The sequence below is a fragment of the Marinobacter nitratireducens genome (genome assembly GCF_000708045.1).
Classification (GTDB): domain Bacteria; phylum Pseudomonadota; class Gammaproteobacteria; order Pseudomonadales; family Oleiphilaceae; genus Marinobacter; species Marinobacter nitratireducens.
Genome location: NZ_ANIE01000001.1, coordinates 165201 through 180528, shown reverse-complemented (window position 1 = coordinate 180528; position 15328 = coordinate 165201). Strand labels below are relative to the sequence as shown.

17 protein-coding genes are annotated in these 15328 nt (G+C 57.3%); 11 read left to right on the top strand and 6 right to left on the bottom strand.

What is annotated here, in order from left to right:
* Positions 1–41 precede the first annotated feature (41 nt).
* Together D777_RS00805 and D777_RS00800 are read right to left on the bottom strand one after the other, a co-directional pair.
* A complete protein-coding gene (locus D777_RS00805; RefSeq protein ID WP_036127683.1) occupies positions 42–845 on the bottom strand; it encodes an enoyl-CoA hydratase-related protein in 804 nt (267 codons plus the stop codon).
* Between the two features lie 65 nt (positions 846–910).
* Complete coding sequence (locus tag D777_RS00800) at positions 911–1822, bottom strand: LysR family transcriptional regulator (RefSeq protein WP_036127681.1); 912 nt, start codon at positions 1820–1822, stop codon at positions 911–913.
* Between the two features lie 150 nt (positions 1823–1972).
* Between D777_RS00800 and D777_RS00795 the strand changes: the two genes are divergently transcribed.
* Both D777_RS00795 and D777_RS00790 read left to right on the top strand, forming a co-directional pair.
* Complete coding sequence (locus D777_RS00795) at positions 1973–2419, top strand: DoxX family protein (RefSeq protein ID WP_036127679.1); 447 nt, start codon at positions 1973–1975, stop codon at positions 2417–2419.
* Positions 2419–3225, top strand: coding sequence for a DODA-type extradiol aromatic ring-opening family dioxygenase (locus D777_RS00790; protein ID WP_036127676.1), 807 nt, complete (start codon positions 2419–2421; stop codon positions 3223–3225). The genes D777_RS00795 and D777_RS00790 overlap by 1 nt, the downstream gene beginning before the upstream one ends.
* Positions 3226–3252: 27 nt before the next feature.
* Here D777_RS00790 and D777_RS17760 read toward each other — a convergent pair whose 3' ends face one another.
* Together D777_RS17760 and D777_RS00785 are read right to left on the bottom strand one after the other, a co-directional pair.
* Positions 3253–3420 carry a DUF2897 family protein gene (locus D777_RS17760; protein WP_081849425.1) on the bottom strand — a complete coding sequence of 56 codons (168 nt, stop codon included), beginning with the start codon at positions 3418–3420 and terminating at the stop codon, positions 3253–3255.
* Between the two features lie 18 nt (positions 3421–3438).
* Positions 3439–4260 (bottom strand): substrate-binding periplasmic protein, encoded by an 822-nt coding sequence (locus D777_RS00785; RefSeq protein WP_036127673.1) that lies wholly within the window; start codon positions 4258–4260, stop codon positions 3439–3441.
* A 196-nt stretch (positions 4261–4456) separates the two neighbouring features.
* Here D777_RS00785 and D777_RS00780 point away from each other — a divergent pair, with 196 nt between their 5' ends.
* Complete coding sequence (locus D777_RS00780) at positions 4457–5062, top strand: hypothetical protein (protein ID WP_150112583.1); 606 nt, start codon at positions 4457–4459, stop codon at positions 5060–5062.
* A 68-nt stretch (positions 5063–5130) separates the two neighbouring features.
* Positions 5131–6075 carry a hypothetical protein gene (locus D777_RS00775; RefSeq protein ID WP_150112582.1) on the top strand — a complete coding sequence of 315 codons (945 nt, stop codon included), beginning with the start codon at positions 5131–5133 and terminating at the stop codon, positions 6073–6075.
* On the opposite strand, the gene D777_RS00770 is transcribed toward D777_RS00775, so the two are convergent.
* Positions 6076–7416, bottom strand: coding sequence for a S8 family serine peptidase (locus tag D777_RS00770; protein ID WP_051668900.1), 1341 nt, complete (start codon positions 7414–7416; stop codon positions 6076–6078).
* A 75-nt stretch (positions 7417–7491) separates the two neighbouring features.
* Here D777_RS00770 and D777_RS00765 point away from each other — a divergent pair, with 75 nt between their 5' ends.
* Positions 7492–8004, top strand: a complete 513-nt coding sequence (locus tag D777_RS00765; protein WP_051668899.1) for an RNA polymerase sigma factor — start codon at positions 7492–7494, stop codon at positions 8002–8004.
* Positions 8001–8720: an anti-sigma factor gene (locus D777_RS00760; protein WP_036127664.1), complete on the top strand. Its 720-nt coding sequence runs from the start codon at positions 8001–8003 to the stop codon at positions 8718–8720. The genes D777_RS00765 and D777_RS00760 overlap by 4 nt, the downstream gene beginning before the upstream one ends.
* Before the next feature lie 17 nt (positions 8721–8737).
* On the opposite strand, the gene D777_RS00755 is transcribed toward D777_RS00760, so the two are convergent.
* Entirely contained in the window at positions 8738–9622 is an 885-nt protein-coding gene (locus D777_RS00755) for a helix-turn-helix transcriptional regulator (protein WP_036127661.1), read from the bottom strand.
* A 121-nt stretch (positions 9623–9743) separates the two neighbouring features.
* Between D777_RS00755 and D777_RS00750 the strand changes: the two genes are divergently transcribed.
* From D777_RS00750 to betB, 5 genes are all read left to right on the top strand, one after another.
* Positions 9744–10664 (top strand): DMT family transporter, encoded by a 921-nt coding sequence (locus tag D777_RS00750; RefSeq protein WP_051668898.1) that lies wholly within the window; start codon positions 9744–9746, stop codon positions 10662–10664.
* 16 nt (positions 10665–10680) lie between these two features.
* Entirely contained in the window at positions 10681–10893 is a 213-nt protein-coding gene (locus D777_RS00745) for a hypothetical protein (RefSeq protein ID WP_036127658.1), read from the top strand.
* A 136-nt stretch (positions 10894–11029) separates the two neighbouring features.
* The gene (locus tag D777_RS00740; RefSeq protein ID WP_036127655.1) at positions 11030–13039 is read left to right on the top strand and encodes a hypothetical protein; all 2010 of its coding nucleotides are present in this window, start codon (positions 11030–11032) and stop codon (positions 13037–13039) included.
* Between the two features lie 178 nt (positions 13040–13217).
* Positions 13218–13826: a transcriptional regulator BetI gene (gene betI, locus D777_RS00735; protein WP_036127651.1), complete on the top strand. Its 609-nt coding sequence runs from the start codon at positions 13218–13220 to the stop codon at positions 13824–13826.
* Between the two features lie 14 nt (positions 13827–13840).
* On the top strand, positions 13841–15310 hold the full coding sequence (gene betB / locus D777_RS00730; protein WP_036127648.1) for a betaine-aldehyde dehydrogenase: 1470 nt from the start codon (positions 13841–13843) through the stop codon (positions 15308–15310).
* Positions 15311–15328 lie beyond the last annotated feature (18 nt).

Genomic DNA, 15328 nt, shown 5'->3' with positions numbered 1-15328 from the left:
GTCATATTGCTAACGGTCTTCGGGTTCGTTCGTTTGCGCCGTCACTTTCGGGACATGGCCTCGATCATTCGGTTCACTGCATCCAGGTGTTCCTGTTCATTATGGCTCATGCCCTGGAAGCATGCGCAGAGATCCAGGAAGTCTTTCAGCTCCATCCGCTGTGCCATTTTCATCAACCGTTTAGTGAGTCGGGTCGCCTTGGGCGGCTGCTCGGCCATACGCTTTGCCATGGCTAAGGCGGACGGCATCAACTCTTCGTTCGGAACCACCTCCATGGCAATACCCAGTTCTTTCGCCTCTTTGGCGTCGACGACGCGACCGGACAGCGTCAGTTCAAAAGCCCGCTGGTAGCCAATCAGACGTTGCATGAACCAGGCCCCGCCGTCGCCGGGAATGATCCCGAGGTTCAGGAAGGTTTCACCGAACTTTGCTGATTCTGCCGCGATCCGGATATCCGCCATGTTAGCCAGGTCAAAGCCTGCGCCAATGGCGGGCCCATTCACGGCGGCAATAACCGGCACCTCAATGGCGTGCATGGCCAACGGGATTCTCTGAATGCCCTCGCGGTATCGTTCCGCGCACTCGGCCGGGTCGCCGGCGAAATCACCACCACGCTCTGCCATGTCACGAATGTTGCCACCGGCGCTGAACGCCGATCCTGCTCCGGTGATGACTAACACGCTCACGTCCTTGCAAGCGTTCACCCAGGTTGCGGTGGTCACGATATCGTCGATGAGGCTGGAGCCGGTGAGGGCATTGCGCAGATCGTGGCGATTCAAGGTCAGCACGGCGATGCGGTTTTCGAGGGTGAGGGTGGCATCGGTCAGTTGGGGCAGGACGGCCATGGGCTGTTCTCCGAATCATGAAAGAGAGGTGTAAACCGGCTAGCAGCGTTGGATCAGGCTTGTGACTATAACTCAAACTTATCCCAATAGGGCGGGTTGCCGAAATACCCATCCATGAAGTCCACGAAGCTTCGTACTTTGCTTGCCAGCAGCTGTCGATGAGCATACACCGCGTATAGCCCCATGGGCTCGGGTTCATAGTCCGGAAGAATGATTTTCAGGTGACCGTCCCGTATCGCCGAACCAGAGATGAACGATGGCTGAAGCGTGATGCCAGCGCCTGCAATGGCGGCCTCAACCAGCACATCGCCGTTGTTGCTGATCATCCCACCGGCGGACGACTTGCCATCTTGCATCAGCCACTTGTGCACCTCCGGGATGGCGTCCGGGTCCATGTAGCTGTAGCGCAGATAGTCGTGGTTTTTCAGGTCTTCGGGTTTCTGCGGGGTGCCCCGTTCGTGCAGGTAGTCCGGGGAGGCGCACATGATCAGCCGAACGGGCGCGATCTTCCTGGCAACCAGGGAGGAACTCTTCAGGTGCCCGATGCGAAGGGCGATATCAAAGCCCTCCTCAAGGATGTCGACTTTGCGGTCGTTCAGTTGCAGATCAATGCTCACGGCGGGATGGGCTTTGTGAAATTCGCTGAGCATCGGGGCCATATGCCGGATCGCAAAGGAGACCGGAGCACTGATCCTCAGCAGTCCCCTGGCTTCGGTGTGCAGATCACCCACCTGGCTTTCCAGCTCCTCAATGTCGTTGAGTACCTGTTGGGCACGCAGGTGGTAGCGGGTGCCCGCTTCCGTCAGATGGAGGCGTCGCGTGGTGCGGTTGAGCAGTCGTGTGCCGAGATGTTGTTCAAGCTGGGAGACGTATTTGCTGACCAGCTGGGGTGAGAGGTCCAGCCTGTCTGCGGCGAGCGTAAACGAACCTTCGTTTACAACGGTGACAAACGCGCGCATGGTCTCTATGCGGTCCATAAGGGCCCCCAAGGCTTAACTTATTAACAACGTATCATTGATAATAATACAACAACAGGCGGCTTAGTCTTTGTTTTTGGTGATAGTAAAGTAGGCACATCGCTGGGGCGGATGTCCCATCACCAAACACACTCTATCGAGGTGAAGACTATGAATTCCCGATTTGTTCAAACCCTGTTTGCGTCCAATGGCGGTTTTGGTTCCCTGATTCTGCGCGTACCAGTCGGCATTATCCTGCTTGCCCACGGTAGCCAGAAACTGTTCGGCTGGTTCGGTGGATACGGACTCGAAGGCACTGGCCAATGGATGGCGAGTATTGGTCTGGAGCCGGGCTACCTGATGGCGCTGGCGGCAGGGAGCGCCGAGTTCTTCGGGGGGCTGGCGCTGATCATCGGACTGTTGACCCGCCCGGCCGCACTGGTGTCTGCCTTCACGATGCTGGTAGCAATTTTCAGCGTGCATTTCAGCAACGGTCTGTTCATGTCCAATAATGGTTATGAATTCGCGCTGAGCCTGTTTGCTGCGACACTTGCCCTCGCTGTACAGGGCTCCGGTCGGGTCGCCGTTGATAACCTTCTGGCGCGCAGGTTCGCGTGATGAATGCATCAACCAATGTTCTGTTTATCTCCCACGGTGGCGGCCCCATGTCGCTGCTGGGAGATCCGGGCCACCGGGATATGGTGGCCCGGCTCCGGGAAATTGCTCAGGCGTTACCCAAACCCTCAGCGATCCTGGTTGTCAGTGCTCATTGGGAAGAAGCGGTGCCGACCATTACCTCGGGCGCCCATCCGTCATTGATTTATGACTACTATGGCTTCCCGCCTGAGTCCTACGAGATCGAGTATGCTTGCGAGGGTGAGCCGGGCCTGGCCCTGCAGGTATATCAGGCATTGGACAAGTCGGGCATCGACGCCAGGCTGGATGAGCACAGGGGCTTTGATCACGGGCTGTTTGTGCCCTTGAAGCTGATGTACCCGGAGGCGGATATCCCGTGCGTTCAGCTGTCGCTGGTCAACAGCCTGGATGCAGGCAGCCACATCGACATCGGTCGCGCACTGCAGGCGCTGGACTACGATAACCTGTTGGTGATCGGTTCCGGCTTTTCGTTCCACAACATGCGGGCTTTCTTTGCGCCAGATTCACCGGATATCCGGGCTCGCAATGAAGCATTTGAGCGTTGGCTGGAACAGACCTGCATGGATTCCGATATGGATGAAGCAGAGCGCACGAGCAGGCTGCTGAATTGGGAGAAAGCGCCCCATGCCCGTTTCTGTCATCCCCGGGAGGAGCATCTCTTGCCACTGCATGTCTGCTATGGCCTGGCAGGTAAGGCGAGTGATACCCACATATCAGCCACGATTCTGGGGAAGAAATCGGGAATGTTTGGCTGGAGCTGGGGATAAGAGGGCGGTCCGTTTGGGATGGGCCCCCTAGTCGTTTTCCTTCTCCTTGGCTTCCAGTTCCGCCTGGCGCTCTTTGATTCGTTTCATCTTCTCGTCGGAGATGTTCATGGTATTGGCGGAATCCCGCAGCAGCATCAGGCTGCCAATGATCATCGCAGCGGCGAGAATGATGAAGATCCATGCTATGACAGGCATGTTCCAGGCTCCTTCAACTCAGTCGTTATTGGTATACCGCTCAGTATACTCCGTGACCAACTCTTCAACCCTGCCATTGTTCACCAGTTTATAGAGCCGGTCAGCGACCCGTTCCCTGAATGCCGCATGGTTGCAGGGAGATTTCTTGGGAAAGGTAAAGAACAGGCCTTCTCTGCTGATGGGCTTTTCGAGGGGCACGAACTGATCCGCTTTTCCCTCCCTTGCAAGTTTGACCTGACCTTGCAGCTGCTCGTAGAGCACGTAGTCGATGCGCTCTGCCGCCGCCATGGCGAAAGACTGGTCTATCGACCGTACATGCTCGATATTCAGATTCTCTTCCGCGTAGGCGTCGAATCGTTGGCCAAAACTGTTTCCGATCAGCGTGCTTCCGGTTTTACCGATCAGATCCGGCCAGTGCCGGTACAAAAATTCTTTCCCCCTGGGCACCCAAATTGCGGTCGGCAGATGGATGATCGGGGGCAGTATGTAGTCCATGTACCCGAAGCGCTCTTTGGTCATAAAGGCGCCTGCCACCATGTCGATGGTGCCGGTTCTCGCAAGGTGTTGTACCCGGGCCCAGGAGCCAACATTCTGGATATGTGGGGTGACACCCATTGGGGTGAGAATTTCATGCAGCAGGGCGGGTACGACGCCAATGAGCTCTTCGGGGTTATCGGGGTCGGGCCAGAGCAGTGGCGGGTATTCGGGATTACCACTGACAATCAGGCTCTTACACTCATCCTGCGTGGCAAATGCCAGGTTTGCGGTTAGCAGAATAAACAGACAGGCAGCTTTCAGGATGAAACGGGACGGGAGGTGGCTTGTTTGTGTCTGGAGCACCGGTATCGGGGATCCTGTTGTTATTAGTGAGCGCGTGAGTCGAATGTATCACCGTTCTGGCAGGATTGGTAACGCTGGCAGGAGTCTGGCACGGGCCAAAGGAATGCTTGGGTATAAAAAAAGCAAAAAATATGGAATATCTCTGTGCTTGAAACGTTATCCCGGTGAATACGTCATAAAAACCGGAGGTAAAACCATGATGAAGCATGCTCTGACAATCGCGATTTGTTCTGTTCTTTCCATCCCCGCGTTCGCGGCAGAGTCCGATGCATCAGCCAATGCCAACGTACAGGCTGAGGTGCGTATGAACGCCCAGGCTGGCGGCGGTGCTGAAGCTGGGGAACAAAATGGGTCCTCGGGAAGTGCTGACGCCTCTGGCGAGGCTCGGGTTTCTGCTAATGCCAACGCTAATGCCGATGGTGGCCAGGAGACCGCTGCTCAGGCCCGAACCATGGGCCAGGCCGCGAAGAGCAAAGCCATGGAACTGCGAGAGCGGGCCCGTCAGTCTGGTGACGCGGCCGTTGAGGCAGGCGTCTCCGTTGGCAACCAGGCTCAGGCGGAAGCCCGGGCCGAGGCCAATGCTGCCCGTGAACAGGGGCAAGCGATGAGTGAGGCTGCGCGGGAAGAGGCCGGTGCCATGGGCGAAGAAGCCAAAAACCGTGTGCAGGCTCAGCAGAAAACCGAAATCCGTGCGGAAACCCGACAGGAAATCGGCGCGTCTGTCTCCGATAGCATCAAGGGAGAAGTACGTAACAGTGTGAAGGGCTCCGTGCGTAACTCTGCCAAAGGCGGCTTGCTCTGAGCAAATAGCCGAACCTACGGGACCGGGCCACATGGCCCGGTCTTTTTTGCACTTGGGAGTAGCCGATTATGCAACGAACTTACCGTTTACTGGCTTCAGCCGCGATAGCGGTAATGGGCATTCCTCCGGCGTTCGCTGTGGATGGCGGCGCCTATGTGGAAGCCGGCGCTGAATACGACAGTAACCTGAACGTTGATGAGCTGGAAACCTCTTCCGGTGAAAGCGACCAGGCCTTGTTACTGGGCGCCGGATTCGATATCAGCGGTCAGCCTGTGGATAACCTGACCCTCACTGGCACCTATGATATTACATCCCGGAGCTACCAGGATGAGGATGCCTTCGATCAGGACATTCACCTGGCGTCGGTGGACGTCAGCTATGATGTAGGTGCTGTGACCCTGGGGGCCAATCATTATTATTCCTACGCCACCCTGGCGTCTGATCCACTGCTTCAGCTAAATCGCAGCAGTGTCTACCTGGGTATCCTGGCACAGGACGATACCTACCTGATGTTAAGTGCCCTGAGCAGTCGCAAGGATTACGAGGACGACGAGGCGAGAGACGCCGAGGTGACAGGCCTCGGGCTGGACGGTTTCTTCTTTTTCAACCAGCAGCAGACTGTGCTGGTGCTGGGCATTGAGGGTAACGAGGAAGATGCCAAATCCGATGCCTACGACTACCAGATGCTCGCAGGCCGTGTGCGCCTGAAAAACCGGTTCGATGTATCCGGGCACGACAATACCATTCAGCTTGGCTGGCGCTATGAGTACCGGGATTATGACGAACCGGTCTCAACCGTTGAAAGACCGCAGTTCCCGTTCTTTGGTGGTGGAGGTGTGTCATCGGAGACGCGGAGTGACAGGATCTCCACAGCCGACCTCAGCTGGTCAGTGGGGCTGACTGATGTGCTGACAACGGAAGCAAAGGTGGAGTGGACAAACTATGATTCCAAACTGGATTCGGCGGATTACGACAAGACCGTGGCGTCCCTGATCCTGCGAGCCAGCTTCTGATCAGAGGCGATCCAGCAGACCGTAGCCGAAGATTGGGTCCTTACCCGGCTCGCCAAGATCAATGGCGAGTATGGTGAGGCCCTCAAAAAGATCGGCAATGGCTGCGCCAGTGCTCACCCGGTCACACGCCAGGCGGGCGGAGGCCAGAGGTGTCGCCAGGGAGGTACCACTTTGCCGCTCGTAATGACCATTGCTGGAGGCAACCATGACATCAACACCGATGGCGGCGAAATCCACCTGTTCGCCCCGATTGGCCCAGCGGTAAGGGCGCCTTACGCGACTGATTGCTGTGATGCCGACCACATCCGGATACGCGGCAGGGAACAGCGGTGGTGCCGAGGGGCCCTGATTACCCACGGCGGCGACCACTGGAATTCCATTTTCGATGATTCGCCGGATGGCCAAGCGTAGCAACGTATTGTCCGGCCCAGCCATACTGACGTTGATCACATCGGCCTTTTGGGACACCAGCCAGTCCAGCCCTTCCACCAGATGCATCAGCGTGGCACCGGAGCTCTCATTATTCCGGCCAAAAAAGACCGATGCGTTGAGCAGGGTGGCATTCCCGAGCCTGGGCTCTGGATGTTGTGGCAGTGTTCCCACCAGAAGACTGGCAACGGCGGTGCCGTGATCGTCCGGCTCGATCAGTTGTTCCTCTGCCAGAAATCGTTTCTGCACAATATTGGCATTGGCAAAGCTGGGGTGATCTGTCTGGATGGCGGTATCGACCATCCCGATGTTCAGAGGAGCGTCACAATGCAGACGACTGGCTTTCGGGTTCTCCGGAGATCCGATGGCCGAACCGGTTTCCGGGTTGTAGATGTGATTGCGGTCCAGCCGATCAGCAATGTCCTCGGGGAAGAGGGATTTCAGGGCGTCCAGGGAATCGAGAGCTTCGCTGACTCTGAAGCGCAGAATGGTGATGCCCAGCCCTGATAACTCTGTCTGTTCCAGCGGCGTGATGCCGGGTTGGTCGAACAGTTCGGTTTCATCCGGGGTGATGGTTACCAGCCATTGCCGCTCTACGGCCCGCCAGTTGTTTTCGACCCGTGCATCGATAAAGGCTTCTCGACCATCCCTCCTGTGAATGGGCAGGCGACCAGCGAGTTTCTCCACCCTGGTGGTCGCTTTTTCAACCGTTTGATGGACGACCCGTTCAACGGTTCTTTCCTCGGCTGCGCGTTGTACCGCCCGCTCTGCGGACTGTTCAACGCGACGTTCGATGGCATCGAGTGTGGGTTGAGCCAGACCACCGCTTCCGATGGCGAGGATCGAGGGTGATACGGCTACACAACCTGCGAATACCAGTAATCTTGTGAAGGGAATCTTGTCTATGCTCATGGTTATTAAACGTACCAGCCTGAAAAAAATTCCCGAAATTCTGGAATAAAAACGTTCCTTATCCGTCTATAAGGCATGACGACACACAATAGCGCAATAAAACAGGAACTCACGACGCTTCTGCCTGGCCTTCGACGCTTTGCCTATTCGTTGACAGGTTCGATGCCGGAAGCCGATGACCTGCTGCAAGGCACGGTTGAGCGACTGCTTGGCCGCGAGGTTCCGGATAACGTCGGCCTGGACCGTTGGGCGTTCCGGGTTTGTCGCAATCTCTGGATTGACGAATGTCGGGCCCGAAAGGTTCGTCAGCAGGCCGCTCAGCAACCGGAACTCAGCGACGGCCAAGTCTTCGACGGCGAGCGTAAAACCGCTGGAGAAGTAGAGCTCGGCCAGGTGAATACGGCCATGGATCGATTGCCAGCGGAACAGCGCGAGATTATCTCACTGGTGGCCGTTCAGGGTATGTCCTATCAGGAGGTATCCGAGACCCTGGCGATTCCAAAAGGCACGGTGATGAGCCGGCTGGCCCGGGCGCGGGCCGCCCTGGTCACGATGTTGAATTCTGAACCTGCGGGGACATCCACATGAGCATTTCCGACGAAACACTCTCCGCCTTCCTGGACGCCGAACTGCCCGAACAGGAGATGCAGGCCGTCCGTGATGCGTTGCAGGAAGACCCGACCCTGACGGACCGGATTGCCGATCTGGCGGTGGTGGATGAACAGCTGCGTGCTCACTATGGCGAAATTGACGAACAACCTTTGCCGGAAGCTGTGACCGCCATGCTGGCGGAGGCGCCGGAATCGACGGGTAAGGTGGTGGAATTCCCGATGTGGCGTCGCGTGCGCCAGGGGGTTCGGGAGCATACCGGGGCCGCCGTAGCGGCGGTTCTGGTGATGGGGTTTGCGGTTGCTCAGTTGGGCCCGTTCACCAGTAACGATGCCAGTGATCAGTGGCAAACCGTAGCGAACGCTCTGGAAACCACGCCCAGTGGTGAAAACAGGGTGCTTTCTGATGGCCAGTCGCTGGTGGCACGGTTCACGTTCAGCAACCGCGATGGGCAGTATTGCCGGCAGTACCGGTTGCAGGGAAGAGATAGCGCCAGTGAAAACATTGCCTGCCTTGATCAGGCCGGGGAGTGGGAGCGCGTCGCCCAGATTCCGGTTGAAGCTGGTTCGGCAGTTGGCGAGTACCAGACGGCCAGCGGTGGGTCGGCGCTCGACAGCACGCTTGATCGGATGATGGCGAGTGACGTGATGCCGCCTGAGGCTGAAAAGCAGTTGATTGACAGCGGGTGGGATTGAGCTGGGGATCCGGTGTCTCAGCGCCCATGGGTGCGGTATTGGGACGGCGAGACCCCGAACCGCTTCCGGAACGCCCGTGAAAACTGGCTGTGGTCTCCGAATCCGCATTCGAGTGCGACCGCGGTAATCTTTGCGGCCGGATGTCGGAGCAGGCGTCGTGCACGCAACAGCCGTTGCTCCTGAACATACTGGTAGGGTGCCAGCCCGAAGCTTGCCCGAAACAGGCGAGCAAAGTGATAGGGGCTAAGACTAAGCCAGCCGGCCATGGTGGCCAGGTCCAGATTTTGCCCCAGCGCTTCATCAATCCGATGGACCAGGGCCTGCTGTTGCCGGCGGGAAAACTGCCCCTGGACGTCTGGCTCTGGCAGGGTGGTTGCGCCATATCGGCTGGCAAGCTGCAGGATCAGCCAGTGTGCCAGGTGGTCCATGGCCTGGGGTTGGTTCACGCTGTTCCAGTCACTCATGGTGAGTAGCTGTCCAGCCTGGGCCAGTATCCCGTCCTCAACCTGGTATTGCTCCTCCAGGCGCAGGCAGGATGGATCGCGGTCCCAGGTGGATTCCATGCAGTGTTGTAGGTCCTGATCGGTAAAGTAGAAGTGCAGGAATTCGAACGGGCCGTTGATGTTCCATTGCGACTGGCTGCCCGCCGGAAACAGGCACACGGCGCCGGGAAAGCCGTGGCTGACGGTTTTTCCATTCACCTGCCGGGTTGTGGTTTCACCGCCCTGGGTGTAAATGCTCAGAGCGTGGTGCCGGGGCCGCTCGTAGTTGGCCTGACCATACTCATTACGCCAATGGGCCATGGCACGCCCATCATTCAGCTCCACAACACGGCGTGGGGCAGCGCCGGCGCTGGTCAGCGCGGTCACGATATCCCTGGGTTGTTGTTGAGAGTTGGCCATGATCTGGATTCCCGGTGTGTATCGCAAGAATCTTCCACTCTTGAGCAAGATCTGACAAGTCCGGAATTGGGGCACAGAGGTACGCTATCTGTCCGCTCGTCATCCGATTTGGAGGTTTTCTATGCCTGTCAGTGCCCATTATGTGCTTACGGTTTTGATCTGGGGGCTGACCTGGACGGCCATTCGCCTTCAAGTGGAGTCCGCGCCTGTGGATATCTCGGTGTTCTACCGGTTTGTGATGGCCTCTGCCGTTGCCCTTGGCGGACTGGCGCTGTTAAGGCGATTGCCACGCTTTTCAGCGCGTCAGCATGGCTGGCTCGTACTGCAGGGTTTGACCCTCTATAGCATCAATTTCCTGCTGATCTACCGTGCCGCCGAAAACATGACCAGCGGCTTGCTGGCGGTGGTGTTTTCCCTGGCGGCCCTGTTCAATGCATTCAACGGACGGGTGTTCATGGGCATTCTGCCCACACCTCGGATTTACCCGGCGGTCGCGCTTGGGGTAACGGGAGTCGCGCTGTTGTTCTGGCACGATCTGCAGGTCGGAAATGCCACGCCCGCGGCCCTCCTGTTTGCGGCTGCTGGTACTTTCTGGTTCTCGCTCGGCAACATGATCAGCCTCAAGGTTCGGTCCGAAGATATACCACTGTTCGCCGGTAATGCCTGGGCCATGTTCTATGGTGCGGTTGCCCTGGGTGCCTGGTGCCTGATCAACGGTACCCAGTGGATGCTTCCTACCGCTGGGGTGTTTTGGGGCGCGACGGTGTTCCTGGCGATTCCCGGATCCATCGTGGCCTTCTTTAGCTACATCACCGTGATCCGGACCCTCGGTGCGGACAAGGCGGGGTACGCGACTGTGCTGTTCCCGGTGGTGGCTTTGAGTGTCTCCACCTGGCTCGAAGGCTTTGTCTGGAGCGGCACCGCCTTCGCCGGGGCAGCCCTGGCGGTTATCGGAAACTGGGTACTGTTCGGCCGCAAACCGAAGCGGGCGGGTAACGGGCAAACATCGCAGACCTCTGTTAGGTTTAAAGAGTCGGCGTGAAAAAGGGGAGAGCGTTATGTTTGTGGCCGAGAAATCCACCGGGCATCTGATTGAGGTCCTTGATACCAAGGCACTTTTTGACCCACACGACACCCGGGTAAAGGGAAGCCTTCATTACGGTGAAGAAGCCCAGGACCCTGAATTCTATGATAAACCCGAGCTGGCGTTTCCATCTGGAGAGCCGTTGCCAAAATGCTGGACCGATCCCGGTTATCGTCGGAAACAATGATGGCCGATCGGGTCAACCAACTGTAATTTATTGTTAATTAAACACAATACCCCCCATATGGGGGGTACCGGATTACCGGTCCGCTGCTAACTTTTGAACTACTCAGTCCATTGAGATCGATCAAAAAGGAGTGGTTATGGATCAGTTCAGGAAGTTAGCGCTGGCAGCGGCGATTGCATCGCCCTTGGTGATTGCGGGATGTGGCGGCAGTAGCAGTTCAGGAGGTGACAGCGGGACAACGACAGACAGCACGGTTTCCGGTACCGCACTTGCCCCGGGTGGCGCTGTGGCTCACTTCGAGCCGCAGAGTATGTTTGAAATTGCTCTGAATTTTGTGGTGACACCGGTTGCGGCTGGCATTACAGGGCTGGACCCGATTGAGGGCGCCACCGTTGAGTTGATCCGGGTGGATGACCAGGGCAACCAGGTTGGCGATGTACTGGCGACAACGGCGACCTCTGTTACGGGTGATTACACGCTAACCCTGCCACAGGACGTGAACCTGGCGGGCAACCTGATCGTTCGCATTAGCGGTGCGAATGATGAACTCCGTGCGCAGGTTGTGGAGCAGGATGTCGATATCACTCCGGTATCCGAGTTTGTTTTGCGCAAGTTCATTGAAACCGGTGCAGATCTGGACCAGCTGGTTGTTCAGGATGTCGTCAAGCTCAACGGCTCCGTGGAACAGTTTGACCTGGTCGCCAACGGTCTGGCGGATCTGGATGCGGTATACACCGAGCTTGAAAAGGAGGTCGGTGACTTTGTTGAGAACGAAGTTGCGGTCGCTTCAGCCGGGGACGGAGATGCAACCTCGGTTGCCGGTGACTACCGTAGCGCTGCGTTTGGCTTTGAACTTCATGACAACGACGACAGCGCGTTTGGTGACTACGCGCATGATATGTGGGCGGCGACCTTTACCATGTCTGACGGTGGTTCAAGCACCGTATCCATCAACCTGAAGGACGAGGACGGGGCCTACGGTCGTATTGGCGGTAACACGCTTGCTACGAGTAGCCTCTATATCGATACCTACAGCGAAACGGTCGACGAGACATTCTCGGGCACCCTTACCGACTCCGGCATCCTCTCCATTGAGGGTGAATTTGAAGAGGATATTGATGGCGACTCCGGGTGGCGGCGTCCCGCAACCACGTACAACCTTGTCCAGGTTGCCGATAAAGGATTGTTCATTGTGCAGCCGAATGAAGCTGCCGTGCGCTATGCCACCGTGGACACCAACAACGATGGTGTGAAAGATGCGATCGACCCGGATCAGAAAGTCGGTGATGAGGCCCTGCGTTCCATTGAAATGTTTGCGCGTCTGCCAACCGCTTTCACGGATGCTGACCTGTCAGGCGACTTTGGCCGGGTGTACATCGAGTCCTATTTGATGGGTGGCGTGATTGAGCTGCGAACAGAAGTGAACACGCTGACCTTCCATGGCGACGGTACCCTCGATTATAGCGCGGTCGAGGCTGGCCACGGTCATCAGATTGGCAGCGACAGCAACGGCCCGAACTACCAGTCGATCACCGAGGTCGGTGGGACAGGTGAGCCTGTGACGGTTACCGCCGATGGTGATATTACCCATATCGGGTCGGATGGGGGCGTACCTGTGCCCGCTGACGGTTTTATCAACGATACCTTCGACTTTATCGTGCTGAGCGAGGCTGACAGCCAGGACAACGGTGTGGCGAGTGACTACTCCTCGAACAGTGAAACCGTCATGATCAAGCTGCCAACCACTGCTCCGACGGTTACTGGCAACAAGTACCGCATGCAGACCATGTCGATGAAGTTGGGCACGAATGAAGAGTTCAAACTGTTCAGTGGCAAGTTCAACACCTTCCTGACCATGACCTCTGAGTCTGCCGGTGAAATCGATGGCAGCTTCCTGGACGTGTCCAAGACCGGACTTGCCGGCCAGATCGCTGTTGAGACTGGTACAGAGCAGGGTGCAGCTGTCGTTGCCTCCATTGGCTCGGACGGTGCCACCACGCTGACGATCGATGACACCGACGGCGCAACCATTATGGATGGTTTCTTCAACGAAGACGCCAGCATGGGGATCTTCGCACTGCGCTGGGAAGAGACCGGTGGCAACGTGGATGAACTGGGGCTGGTGATTTTGACCAAGACCGAGTAACCGTCACGCAGTAAGTGATTGAAAAGCCCGCATCATGCGGGCTTTTTTCGTTAAAAGCGCGTTTCCTGCATTGAATGGGTTTTGGCCAAAACTTGCAGCCCGTCTCTCATTTCTGTAACCTTTTTATTGATTGAACGTTCAATCAATAAAAATTAACGGATCAAACAGCGAAGCCGTCATGCCAAAAGTCGGGGTCAAGGACACACGAAAACAGCAGCTGATCGACGCGACCATGGAGTCGATTGCCGAGCTTGGGATGCAGAACACGACCATCGTCAGCATCAGCAAGCGGGCAGGGATGTCGTCCGGGATTATCAGCCATTATTTCGGTGGCAAGCAGGGGCTGATCGAAGCCGCCTTGCGCTACTTGCTGGACCAGTTGGGCAAAGAGTTGCGAGAGCGTATGTCGCAAGCTCATCGGTCGCCGGCGTTGAGGCTGGATTGCATTGTTGAAGCCAATTTTTCCGAGTTTCAGCGATCCTCACTCGCAGCCAAGACCTGGCTGAGCTTCTGGGCGCGAAGCATGCATGAGCCGGGGTTAAAACGTCTGCAGCAGATCAACAATGCGCGTTTGTACAGCAACCTGCGGTATTCCTTCGCGCAAGTATTGCCCCCGCAGGCTGCAACCGAGGCGGCGCGGCAGACGGCGGCGATGATTGACGGATTCTGGCTCCGCAGTGCCCTGAGCATTGACCCGATGGAAAGCTTTGAGGCGGGTGAGCGGCTTACCAAACAGTTTATTCATGAAACCCTGGCCAAGGCCGGGGCGACGAATTCAGCGAATTGAGGTTATCGGTCAACATGTCCACCAACCTACCTGTATATCAGAACTTCGTTCATGGCCGTTTTCTGGCCAACACCAGCGGCGAAACCTTCCCCGTGGTCAATCCGGCCACTGGCGAAACCATCTATGAGGTCGAAGTGGCGGATGAGTCTGTCCGGCAGGCTGCTATCGAGAGCGCGCGTGCCGGTTTTGCACACTGGTCTGCCATGCCCGCGATAGAGCGTAGCCGAATCCTGCTGCGCGCAGTGGCGTTGCTGCGGGAGCGTAACGATGAGTTGGCTGCGGTTGAGGTGCGGGACACCGGTAAGCCCTGGCAGGAGGCGGAAGTCGTAGATGTGGTGACTGGTGCCGATGCCATCGAATTTTTTGCCGGACTGGCCCCGTCTATTGAAGGTAATCAGCAGGACCTGGGTGGCGATTTTTACTACACCCGCCGCGAACCATTGGGGATCTGTGCCGGAATCGGTGCCTGGAACTACCCGTTGCAGATTGCCTGCTGGAAATCAGCGCCTGCGTTGGCCACCGGTAACGCCATGATCTTCAAGCCCTCGGAAGAAACGCCGTTGGGCGCGATCAAGCTGGCTGAAATCTTTATCGAAGCGGGCGTACCCGCCGGGGTGTTCAATGTGGTGCAGGGCGCGGCCGAAGTCGGCCAGTGGCTGACTCATCACCCGGACATCGCCAAAGTCTCCTTTACCGGCGAAGTTGGCACTGGCAAGAAGGTGATGGCCGCCGCCGCCAGTACGCTCAAGGACGTCACCATGGAGCTGGGCGGAAAATCACCCTTAATCATCTTCGATGACGCGGATCTGGAAAATGCGATTTCCGCGGCCATGGTGGGCAATTTCTACACCCAGGGCGAGATCTGCACCAACGGCACCCGGGTGTTCGTGCACGAGAACCTGTACCCGCAGTTCATTGAGCGGCTACTGGAGCGCACCCGCAAGAACATCAAGGCGGGGGACCCGATGGATCCGGAGACCAACTTCGGTGCCCTGATCTCGAAGAAGCACCAGGAACTGGTCATGGATTACATCGCCAGGGGCCTGTCAGAAGGCGCCACCCTGAGCCATGGCGGCCGGGCCTTTGCGCCCGAGGATTCGGCAGGTGGCTACTTTGTCGAACCGACCATTTTCACCGATTGCAGCGATGACATGACCATCGTCAAGGAAGAGATCTTCGGGCCGGTCATGTCCGTGCTTACGTTCGCCGATGAAGACGAGGTGATTGCCCGGGCCAATAACACCGAGACCGGCCTGGCAGCGGCGGTGTTCACCAATGATATCCGTCGGGCCCATCGGGTGATTCATCAGATTGAAGCCGGTATCTGCTGGATCAACAGCTATGGCGCTTCACCGGCGGAAATGCCGGTAGGCGGCTACAAACTCTCCGGCATTGGCCGGGAAAACGGGCGCGTCACCCTGGACCACTATACCCAGATCAAGTCGGTGTATGTGGGTATGCAGGATATCGACGCACCGTTCTGATCCCGTGGGCCACAGAGG

Coding starts and splice junctions, on each gene's coding strand:
- D777_RS00750 (WP_051668898.1), top strand. CDS start 9,744: ATGCCTGTCAGTGCCCATTATGTGCTTACGGTTTTGATCTGGGGGCTG.
- D777_RS00765 (WP_051668899.1), top strand. CDS start 7,492: ATGACGACACACAATAGCGCAATAAAACAGGAACTCACGACGCTTCTG.
- D777_RS00780 (WP_150112583.1), top strand. CDS start 4,457: ATGATGAAGCATGCTCTGACAATCGCGATTTGTTCTGTTCTTTCCATC.
- D777_RS00790 (WP_036127676.1), top strand. CDS start 2,419: ATGAATGCATCAACCAATGTTCTGTTTATCTCCCACGGTGGCGGCCCC.
- D777_RS00745 (WP_036127658.1), top strand. CDS start 10,681: ATGTTTGTGGCCGAGAAATCCACCGGGCATCTGATTGAGGTCCTTGAT.
- D777_RS00800 (WP_036127681.1), bottom strand. CDS start 1,822: ATGGACCGCATAGAGACCATGCGCGCGTTTGTCACCGTTGTAAACGAA.
- betB (WP_036127648.1), top strand. CDS start 13,841: ATGTCCACCAACCTACCTGTATATCAGAACTTCGTTCATGGCCGTTTT.
- D777_RS00755 (WP_036127661.1), bottom strand. CDS start 9,622: ATGGCCAACTCTCAACAACAACCCAGGGATATCGTGACCGCGCTGACC.
- D777_RS00795 (WP_036127679.1), top strand. CDS start 1,973: ATGAATTCCCGATTTGTTCAAACCCTGTTTGCGTCCAATGGCGGTTTT.
- D777_RS00770 (WP_051668900.1), bottom strand. CDS start 7,416: ATGAGCATAGACAAGATTCCCTTCACAAGATTACTGGTATTCGCAGGT.
- D777_RS00760 (WP_036127664.1), top strand. CDS start 8,001: ATGAGCATTTCCGACGAAACACTCTCCGCCTTCCTGGACGCCGAACTG.
- D777_RS00740 (WP_036127655.1), top strand. CDS start 11,030: ATGGATCAGTTCAGGAAGTTAGCGCTGGCAGCGGCGATTGCATCGCCC.
- D777_RS17760 (WP_081849425.1), bottom strand. CDS start 3,420: ATGCCTGTCATAGCATGGATCTTCATCATTCTCGCCGCTGCGATGATC.
- D777_RS00775 (WP_150112582.1), top strand. CDS start 5,131: ATGCAACGAACTTACCGTTTACTGGCTTCAGCCGCGATAGCGGTAATG.
- D777_RS00805 (WP_036127683.1), bottom strand. CDS start 845: ATGGCCGTCCTGCCCCAACTGACCGATGCCACCCTCACCCTCGAAAAC.
- betI (WP_036127651.1), top strand. CDS start 13,218: ATGCCAAAAGTCGGGGTCAAGGACACACGAAAACAGCAGCTGATCGAC.